This is a genomic window from Vibrio splendidus 12E03 (genome assembly GCF_000272105.2).
GTDB lineage: Bacteria > Pseudomonadota > Gammaproteobacteria > Enterobacterales > Vibrionaceae > Vibrio > Vibrio splendidus_I.
In genome coordinates, this window is record NZ_AJZD02000230.1 from 1 (window position 1) to 9,559 (window position 9,559).

The window sequence follows — 9,559 nt, forward strand, 5'->3', positions numbered from 1 at the left end:
CAATTAAGTAAAACACTTCATTCTAATTGAAAGTGTTTAAAATTAAACTATTAGGTAAATATTATGACTACAAAAAACACTACTATCGACTTTTCAAAATTCGCTGATTTAAGCCCTTTTGAATTGAAAGATAAATTAATTGAAGTTGCACAAACAGTGCCAGACCGTGCTTTATTAGATGCGGGTCGTGGTAATCCAAACTTCCTAGCAACACTGCCACGTAAAGCATTTATTCGCTTGGGTGAATTTGCCGTAATGGAGGCGGAGCGCATGTATTCATATTTAGATGGTAGCTTTGGCGGCATTCCAGATGGTGTTGGTATTGTTGAGCGTTTTGATTCTTACGCAAACAATAATCAACAGAACCCAGGTGTTCAATTCATTGAAAAAGCTCTGAGCTACGCAAAAGATCGCTTAGGTATCGAGAAGCAAGTGTTCTTAAATGAGCTAGTGAATGCGTACTTAGCGTGTAACTACCCAGTACCACCACGCATGCTGACGAATATCGAAAGTGTTGTAAAACAATACATTGCAGAAGAGATGTACGGTCCAATGCCAATGACGACGGATTTCGATTTGTTTGCAACGGAAGGTGGAACAGCATCAATGACGTACACATTCCAAACAATGTTTCACAATGGTCTACTAAAGAAGGGCGATAAGGTTGCGTTAATCACACCAATCTTCACACCTTACCTAGAAATCCCTGAGCTTTCAGAATACGAACTTGAGATTGTAGAACTTCGTTTAGATGAGACAACATGGCAGCTACCTATGTCTGAAATCGAGAAGCTTGAAGACAAAGACATCAAACTGCTATGTGTGGTAAACCCAGCAAACCCTGCATCAGTGAAGTTCTCAGATGAGACGCTTGATAACCTATCAGACTTCGTTAACACACAACGTAGTGATCTGTTCATTATCACCGATGATGTGTACGGCACATTCGCAGACGATTTCGTTTCACTGTTTGCCAAACTTCCATACAACACACTTTGTGTTTACTCATTCTCAAAGTACTTCGGTGCAACAGGCTGGCGCCTTGGCTCGATTGCGATTCAGCACAATAACGTGTTCGATGATGCAATGCGCAGCCTACCAGAATCACGTCAACTGGAACTGGATGATCGTTACAAAACGCTTGACCCAGAACCACGTGGTATTAAGTTCATCGATCGTATCGTTGCAGATAGCCGAAGTGTTGCACTAAACCACACAGCGGGTCTTTCACTACCACAACAAGTTCAAATGGCGCTGTTCTCATTGAACTGCCTAATGGACTCAGAGCAAAACTACAAAGAAGCGTGCAAACGCATCATTCGCGAGCGTTACAAAACTCTGTACAAAAACATGGGTATCGAAATTGAAGAAAACAAAGATCGTGTGGACTACTACACATTGCTTGAGCTCGACACTTTAGGTGGCAAATTGTACGGCCCAGCTTTCGTTGAATGGTTCAAAGCGAACGAGAAGGGCAAAGACTTCCTGTTCCGCCTTGCACACGAAACTGGCGTTATCTTGCTTCCAGGCAAAGGTTTCGATGTAGTTCACGCTTCTGTTCGTGTATCGCTAGCTAACCTGACTCACCACGAGTACGAACTGATTGGTCGTGCAACTCGCAAGGTGTTAGACGAACACTTCGCTGAGTTTCAAGGCGCATAAGTTCAAGTCAGGCTTAGAATCGAATACATGATTTTAAGCCGATGACGTCCAACTCGTTAAGAATAAGCCTCGGCGATGTCGAGGCTATTCCGACCAAATAAGCACAGTGGTTAGATCGATAAAACTTCTTATCTTGATGTTCCGTTGTGTTTATTTAGTCGTCTTATCTAAGTAATCAAATCCATTTCAAACTGAAAGAGCGACGCATGAAAAGCATTATTTCTATTCAATCTCACGTGGTTTATGGGCATGCAGGCAACAGCTCTGTGGTTTTTCCAATCCAAAGGATGGGACTCGATGTGTGGCCAATCCATACTGTTCAGTTTTCTAATCACACTCAATATGAGCAAGGTTGGACAGGACAAACATTTGGCTCAGACGATATTCGAAACTTAATTAGAGGCTTAGACAACATCAGTGCATTGAAAGACTGTGGCGCGGTTCTCTCGGGTTATCAGGGAAGTGCAGACCAATGCAAAGCGGTTGCTGAAGCGGTAAATCTCATCAAAGATAAAAATCACAGTGCACTCTACATTTGTGACCCTGTAATGGGTGACCCAGATAAAGGTTGTATTGTTGATGACGGCGTGAAAGCGGCTATTGCCCAACATTTGCTGCCCATAGCTGATGTCATCGTGCCTAACCAATTTGAGTTGAGCGAATTGACCGGTACCAAAATCCACTCGCTTTATGATGCGGTTACAGCCTGTAAGAAGGCATTGGAACTTGGGCCAAAGATGGTGCTCGTGAAACATCTGCACTCATTACCCGATGATGCGTTCAGCATGATCCTCGCAACGAAAAAGGCATGCTATTTAGCTCAACGACCGAATATCGAATTTGATAAACAACCGGTCGGTGTTGGCGATCTTATCTCAGGCATATTTACTGCAGGGTTAATGAAAAAAATGTCTCCGGTGGCTGCATTCCGTCACGCAAACAACGCCGTCTACGGTGTATTGGAGCTGACTAAGAGCTATGGCACTTGGGAACTACAAACGATTAATGCTCAATATGAATTTGTTGAGCCTACCCACGATTTCAACGTAGTCAAAATAGCCTAGAGCGTTTAACTCTAAATGTGGTGGCGATGGCTATTCGATGGATAGCGTCCTACAAACAAGATTACGAGTTAAGCCTTACTCTAGCTATATTACGACCACAAAGAGATGGACTTCACTTTATCCCTATTTATTAACTTTTCTGTTTTCAAATTTTATTAAACAGAGTCTCTGAATCACATTAGAGAAAATTAAATGAGCCTAAATATGAACCGTCTAATCTCTTCCAGTCTTACCGTTGCTTTGTCATTCCTCGTAGTGGCCTGTAGTTCACCTCATACACTGGATCTACGTGTAAATAAAGATAATTACAAAGAAGTAGTAGTAGAAGATACCTCTACCGTAGGTGAGCCACTGCGTATTTGGTCTAACGAGGCGCCAGATTTCTTATATTCTGCAGATGATAAAACCACGCCGATTACCGTATCAGGCGATCAACTGAACATTCTTGCGTTGTCAGGAGGTGGCGCCAACGGAGCCTTTGGTGCCGGTATTTTGATCGGGCTTGAAGAATCAGGCCAGCTGAAGGACTACTCCATAGTGACAGGCATCAGCGCAGGCGCGTTAATGGCACCGTTTGTGTTCATCGGGGGAGATGCGTTTCCGAAGATGAAGGAAGTGATGTTGAATATTAATGACAAGTCAGTCCTTGGCAAAAAGAATTTTCTGAACACTGTCTTTAAAGATGCGTTTACTGATGGAGAAAGCTTGTATCAGTTCATTGCTTCGGCGTTCCCTGAACCGATGATTGAGCAAATTGCAGAGCAACATCGAAATGGTAAGCGTCTGTTCATTGGCAGCACACATTTTGATTCCGGCGAGCTTGTGATTTGGAATGTGGGCGCAATTGCAAACAGTGACATGCCAAATAAATCCGAGCTTATCTATAAGGTTTTGGCCGCAAGTGCATCTATTCCTGGAGTGTTCCCACCGCAGTTTATCAATGTGGAACATGAAGGTGAAACTTTTGAAGAGTTACACGTTGATGGTGGCTTAGCGGCTCAAGTGTTCTTCAATCCATCGCAATTTGACTATCAACAGATCTCAGATGCACTTGGATTAGAAACACCACCACAGCTTGATGTGATTCGAAATGGTGCACTGAAAGCGCCGTACCACTCGTTACGAGACAAGGGCCTAGATTTGGTAGCGAAGAGCGTATCAAGCCTGACTCTTGCTCAAACTCGTGGTGACTTATATCGAATGAAATACATCAGTGAAGCCAACAATATTGATATGCAATTTACTTACATTGAACACGATTTTGGTTACGCCAAACGAACCAAAGACATGTTTGATGAACATTACCTATTAACCATATACGAGTATGGCTATCACAAAGCAACTCAGGGCAAACCTTGGGTAACCGAATTACCTTAATTAGGGATATTGTAAAATGAAAAAAACGGCATTAACGCTACTTATTATTGCAACGTCTGGCGCTGCAATGGCACAAAACACATCCTCAATGGAACAGCAAAAAGTAAATAACGACATGCTACAACTGGTCGATGTTCAACAAGAAGCAGCGTTGGTGATGGTTGAAGAGACTTCAGATTACGTGACAATTGATTACATTGGTCAGTGGGTAGAAGTGAATAACTACATCACACATAAAGAAGCTAAGCAACGCCAACTTCAGAAGGGCAGCAAGAAATACATTTACTCGCAAACGGGTGAAACTCTAGAGTCCATTGAGCAGCGTATTGCTGAACATATTCAAGCGGATCAACCTAGATATTTTAGTGTCGATATTTACCGCAATTACCACGGTGATTCAGGCGACTTTAACTACCTAGCTCGAGTTATCGAGTACATTTAAGTTATTCGCTACAACTCAATGATAGAACCTACTGACTTAAGTAGGTTTTTTTGTTTCAACTAGACGAATTCATCTCACTATTATTATGACAAAGTAGATATTTCGTCAGCCTGTGATAATTTAAATATATAACGATTAAAAATAAGCACATCAAAATGAATTTCAGCATTGAACAACTTCTCGCGTTCGTTACCGTTTATGACCAGCTTTCGTTCAGTAAAGCTGCCGTTAAGCTCAACAAGCACAGAACGACAATCGGGCAAGTGATTACTAATCTCGAAGATCAACTCGCAGTCAGCCTTTTTGAAAGAGTCGGTCGATCGGTAGAACCAACGGAAGACGGGCATCACCTTTATCACTATGCTAAGCAAACAATTGAACAAGCACGCACTTTCGACAAGGTAGCCTTGAGCTTATCTTATGGCGGTTTGGAAAACATTACTTTTGCTTATTCAAGTGTGATACCTCATCAAATCCTTGTGGATATTCGAAAGAAGTTGCGTCGTGATTTCCCGATGATACGAGTGAATTTTCTAGTACGAAATAAGAAAGACATTAAACAAGGACTTCAGAGCGGTGAGTATCATTTTGGACTGGTCAACGTGCATGACAGCCGTGGAATACACAGTTTTGATGCCACCTTTTTAGGCCATATAGAATTTTTTCCTTTTGTTCAAAAAAATGGCGAGTTTTCTGCTTTGGCAAAAGAAGATGTACTTTTAGCGCTAAGAAATGCGAAGCAGTTTGTCTTAAAATCCTTCATTGAAGAAGGAATGTCCGAAAAAATAACCATTAGTTCTGACAATGAAGAAGTCGACCAATTAGCGCTGGTTATCAAAATGGTTGAAGCAGGTCTAGGATGGGCACTTCTACCAAAAACGTTCGCTCATTCTGAATTTTCGCATTACGACATCGAACCTATACAGTCGTCTGAAATGGAACAAGGATTTAAATTTGGCTTTGCACTATGGTGCCCTCATTCTAAACAAATTAGCGAAGTTAAGTCATCGGTATTATCCGTTATTAAAGAGAACATAGAGCGATTGCTAAAGCGAGATTAATCCCACAAGAACACAGTTTATTTGTTTATAGAGGCTCATTTACATGAGCCTTTTTCGTTCATACGATCTATGGATTATTTGATTTTGTAGGGCGAGACCCTCCATATGAGAGTAGGGGAAATATTAAGAGCTAGCTATTATGCTTGCGCTGCTAAAGAACTTTCTTTGTAGCAAAATGTTATTATTTTTAATGTTTATTGCACGGAAGCAAATTTTCAACCGAGGTTCGCGCCTCGGTTTTTTTGAGGCAATTAATATGAACTGCAGTGGTGTGCTTGCGTTATTTTCAAGCTCTTTATTGATCCCTTTTTCTACTATGGCGTCTTTTTACGATCCTGTGGATGGCAAATTTGATATGGGCCATCACATCGCAGAAAATGCGACGGGCTTTTTACCTATTCCAATTTTGATTACCGAGCCTGCAGTGGGTTACGGTGGCGGTGTAGCTGGCTTGTTTCTACATGAGACGGATGAAGAAAAGCGACAACGAAAGCAGGCAGCGCTCTCTGCTATAGATGGTGGTGCGCAGCTTGTTCCTTCTGCAATGTCAGTGGTTGGCGTAGTCGGTACAGAAAATGATACTTGGTTTGTCTTTGGTGGCCATAGACGTTCATGGATGAATGATGCTATTCGTTATACTGGGGGGGGGCGGTTTTGGTGTTGCGAATTTAGATTTGTACACATCAATCGATTGGGCACCGATTGACCATGACCTGAGAATAGGCACATCAACTTCCGTTGCTGTACTGTCTCAAAAGGTACAGTTTAGACTCGGAAATACACCTTGGATGTTGGGTATAAAGCAATTACTGGCAAAGTCTGAAATTGAATTCGAAAATACACTTTTAGATAAACTCTTGGGTAACGAATCGGTCACGTCAGGTTTAGGGTTAGAGGTAGAATATGACACGCGAGATAACCTATTTTATCCGACTAAGGGCTATAAGTTGTCTGCTGATTACATGATTTATGATGATGCCATTGGCAGTGATTACAATTACCGTAATCTCAACATTGATGGTGAAGCTTATATCCCAATCACCAATAAATGGACGTTAGGCTTGGCCGCAAACTATCAAAACTTCGAACAGAAAGATCTGTTTGTATCACCAACAGCGAAGCCTTATGTTTCTTTACGTGGTGTGTCTTCTTACCGTTATCAAGGGGATGAGATTGAAACTATACAAGGGCAATTGACGTATAGCATTAATCATCGCTGGAAGGTTTCTGGGTTCTACGGTTCTGGTAATGCAAAACAAGATAGCAAGATAAGTCAGGATAGTACGGTAAATGCAGGAGGTGTCGGTTTCCGATATCAAATCGCAAGACGTTACGGTTTACACCTTGGTATGGACTACGCGCAGAGCCATGAAGAGCGAGCTATCTACTTTAATATAGGCAGTGGTTTCTAGAACAACTCATGAGTTGAAATTTTTCCAAGAAAAAAGGCGCTATTCAGCGCCTTTTTAGATTTTGTTCAGCTAAAAGAAGAATTACTTCTTACGGCAGAACTCAGCGATTACGTACATTGATTGACCGCCGTTTGTTTTACCAGAAACAAGCTTAGGATCGTCACCAACGCTGATGCCGCGGATAACAGTACCTTGCTTAATCACTTGGTTAGTACCTTTGATTGGCAGGTCTTTAATTACTGTTACGTCGTCACCTTTCTTAAGTTCAACGCCGTTTACATCAAGAGGCTTGTCATCAGCAGACATGCCGATTTGTGCCCAAACTGATGTTTCTTCTTCAAGGTACATCATGTCTAGCGCGTCTTGAGCCCAGCTTTCTGTGTTCAGACGAGTAAGTTGACGCCATGCAGTTACTTGAACTGGCGCCTCTTGACTCCACATGCTGTCAGTAAGACAACGCCAGTGGTTGATATCTTTAGGATCGTCAATCTCACCAAGACATTTGTCACATACCATGATGCCGTGATCCACTGTTACGTGGCTGTGTGGCGGCACTGCGTATGCAGTAAGAGAAGAATCAGAACCACATAGTTCACATTTAGATTGGCAGCGTTCTAGCATCGTAGCTTCAGAAGACATAATGGACTCACATTTATTAGGTATTAAATTACGGGGCTATTATCCACTTTATTTACAATAAAGAAAGAGGTCGTACGGTATTCTGTCTTGATTAATTTTAGCTGAGATCAACCATTTGTGTTTTAAAGGTTTATGCAAACGGTTAACTAGGGGATTTGTTCGAACGACAGATACAAAAATGCCAGCGGTTAGGCTGGCATTTGGTTTCATTTAGAACTCGTTATCATTCCAATACAGAACCTGCGTTGGACACTGTACTCAATTTGTTGTTTACCAAGAAATCTTTTGCTTGTGCTTGCATTTCTGCATGGTGAGCAGAGTCTAAAGGTAATGGAGTCGTCTCATCTTGCGGGATAACAAAGGTACTGTGTGCTGCAACATCATTAAATTTCACAAATTCGCTCGTACCGGCGCTGCTTGGTGCTGCACTACCTGAATTCACGACGGTTAGGTTAAGCTTTGTTGCTAATGGTGTTGTTCCGGCAAACGGAGCACTTGCCACAGAGTTAGGCACCGTATCATCGCCTTGAACTTGTCCCATATAAATAGGAAGAACAGGTGAACCAGAGCTTAATAGGTGGTCAGCGTTAGTGAACGGGTCGATGGAATCCAGCACGGTTTGAGCAGCGTATGCAAATTGCTGAAATGCAGCCGTCATCACTGCTAGTTGTGCTGTGGTTGCATTGCTTTCAAACGTTTCATAGCAGATTTTGTCTGATAGGCTGGCACAGGTCGCACTTGCGAAACTCGCGTATTCCGTTGAAGCACTCAACGCAATATTGTGTTTAACCTGAGGACCAAACTCAGTAGAACCGAGTAGAAGGTTAGATATTTGACCGCCAGAGTTTTCAAAAGCTGCAGAACTAAACGAATACAGAGCATCAGCTGTTGGACTGCCTAAAGTGCGGTTAGAAGCAGCAACAGCTGTCGTCCCCACAATGCCGCCTAAAGAGTGGCCTAAGAATTTAACTTCGGAGAGTGTAGGTGGAAATAGGTCAAACTTGTCAAGTGGTGAGCCGTCTAGTAAGTTTGCTTGCGATGATACTGCCAATGCAGCACGTAAGCCCATTACATCAAGTGCGCTTTGACGTACATTATCACGCGCTACTGGTAAGTTAGTTAGGTTTAGATATGCCAAAACGTCAGAATTAGCAGAACGAGTATCATCTAGACTACGTGTACCATGGATTGGTAAATCTATTGCTAGAACTGCTGTATCATCGCCCACTAAGTTATAAGCAAACGCATAAGCATTCTCTTTAGCTGAGGTAATGCCATGCTGATAGATGACAACGTTTTTTGGTGTTGCTCCATTCTTAGTAAATAACAAGAACTCTACAGTTTCTAATGACTTAATTTGTGGAACTGGAGAGTACTTAGTAATTACTCTGTCATTATCAAGTGGTGAACCATCTGCCAGCGTTAAGTTTAAACCGATTAACTTCAGCTGTTCTGTTTGACTGGTCGCTAATACGCTAGTGTCGATACCTGCTGCAACTAGCTGTGCCGCCATGTTGGCTTGCTCAGCGCTATTACTTAAAGCATTTGAAATCTTGGCGAGGCTAGGCATACCTGATTCAAAAGGTTGAGAGTTCCATTCATTACTGCCTTTCTCTAAGTAATGAGGAAGTTGAACGAAACCTTGGCCAACATTTACAGCGGTACCAACAGCATCATACATAGTCTCGATGGCAGTTTTTGCTTTTGTAATCTTCGTCGCGTCGCCACCACCAATATACTTATCAAAATCAGTGTCACTGGTAAGTGCATCTTTAAAAGGTTCTGGTGTTCCAAACTGCATCGTGTAAGCAGTCGTCAGGTCAACAGAGTTAGGGTTTGCACTGCCTTTCCATACACCATTGAGGTTTGCAGAGGCTTTGTTGCGTAATTAAATTTAAAGAT

General features: G+C 42.2%; 6 protein-coding genes and 2 pseudogenes. 6 read left to right on the forward strand and 2 right to left on the reverse strand.

What is annotated here, in order from left to right; all coding sequences use genetic code 11:
• The first annotated feature begins 63 nt into the window (after positions 1-63).
• From A142_RS15180 to A142_RS15205, 6 genes and pseudogenes are all read left to right on the forward strand, one after another.
• A complete protein-coding gene (locus A142_RS15180; protein WP_019825856.1) occupies positions 64-1,662 on the forward strand; it encodes a bifunctional aspartate transaminase/aspartate 4-decarboxylase in 1,599 nt (532 codons plus the stop codon).
• A 206-nt stretch (positions 1,663-1,868) separates the two neighbouring features.
• Positions 1,869-2,726 carry a pyridoxal kinase PdxY gene (gene pdxY, locus A142_RS15185; RefSeq protein WP_019825857.1) on the forward strand — a complete coding sequence of 286 codons (858 nt, stop codon included), beginning with the start codon at positions 1,869-1,871 and terminating at the stop codon, positions 2,724-2,726.
• A gap of 204 nt (positions 2,727-2,930) precedes the next feature.
• Positions 2,931-4,103, forward strand: a complete 1,173-nt coding sequence (locus A142_RS15190) for a patatin-like phospholipase family protein (protein WP_019825858.1) — start codon at positions 2,931-2,933, stop codon at positions 4,101-4,103.
• 16 nt (positions 4,104-4,119) lie between these two features.
• Entirely contained in the window at positions 4,120-4,545 is a 426-nt protein-coding gene (locus A142_RS15195; RefSeq protein ID WP_019825859.1) for a hypothetical protein, read from the forward strand.
• A 155-nt stretch (positions 4,546-4,700) separates the two neighbouring features.
• The gene (locus tag A142_RS15200; RefSeq protein WP_019825860.1) at positions 4,701-5,606 is read left to right on the forward strand and encodes a LysR family transcriptional regulator; all 906 of its coding nucleotides are present in this window, start codon (positions 4,701-4,703) and stop codon (positions 5,604-5,606) included.
• A 256-nt stretch (positions 5,607-5,862) separates the two neighbouring features.
• Positions 5,863-7,018: pseudogene (locus A142_RS15205) on the forward strand (BamA/TamA family outer membrane protein).
• Between the two features lie 81 nt (positions 7,019-7,099).
• Here the strand turns inward: A142_RS15205 and A142_RS15210 are convergent.
• Together A142_RS15210 and A142_RS15215 are read right to left on the reverse strand one after the other, a co-directional pair.
• Positions 7,100-7,657, reverse strand: coding sequence for a PhnA domain-containing protein (locus tag A142_RS15210; RefSeq protein ID WP_017060062.1), 558 nt, complete (start codon positions 7,655-7,657; stop codon positions 7,100-7,102).
• A 223-nt stretch (positions 7,658-7,880) separates the two neighbouring features.
• Positions 7,881-9,533: pseudogene (locus A142_RS15215) on the reverse strand (VolA/Pla-1 family phospholipase); the annotation flags it as partial.
• Positions 9,534-9,559: the final 26 nt, after the last annotated feature.

Excerpts from the sequence above, each read along its gene's own strand:
- A142_RS15195 (WP_019825859.1), top strand. The coding sequence starts at position 4,120 with ATGAAAAAAACGGCATTAACGCTACTTATTATTGCAACGTCTGGCGCT.
- A142_RS15190 (WP_019825858.1), top strand. The coding sequence starts at position 2,931 with ATGAACCGTCTAATCTCTTCCAGTCTTACCGTTGCTTTGTCATTCCTC.
- A142_RS15210 (WP_017060062.1), bottom strand. The coding sequence starts at position 7,657 with ATGTCTTCTGAAGCTACGATGCTAGAACGCTGCCAATCTAAATGTGAA.
- pdxY (WP_019825857.1), top strand. The coding sequence starts at position 1,869 with ATGAAAAGCATTATTTCTATTCAATCTCACGTGGTTTATGGGCATGCA.
- A142_RS15200 (WP_019825860.1), top strand. The coding sequence starts at position 4,701 with ATGAATTTCAGCATTGAACAACTTCTCGCGTTCGTTACCGTTTATGAC.
- A142_RS15180 (WP_019825856.1), top strand. The coding sequence starts at position 64 with ATGACTACAAAAAACACTACTATCGACTTTTCAAAATTCGCTGATTTA.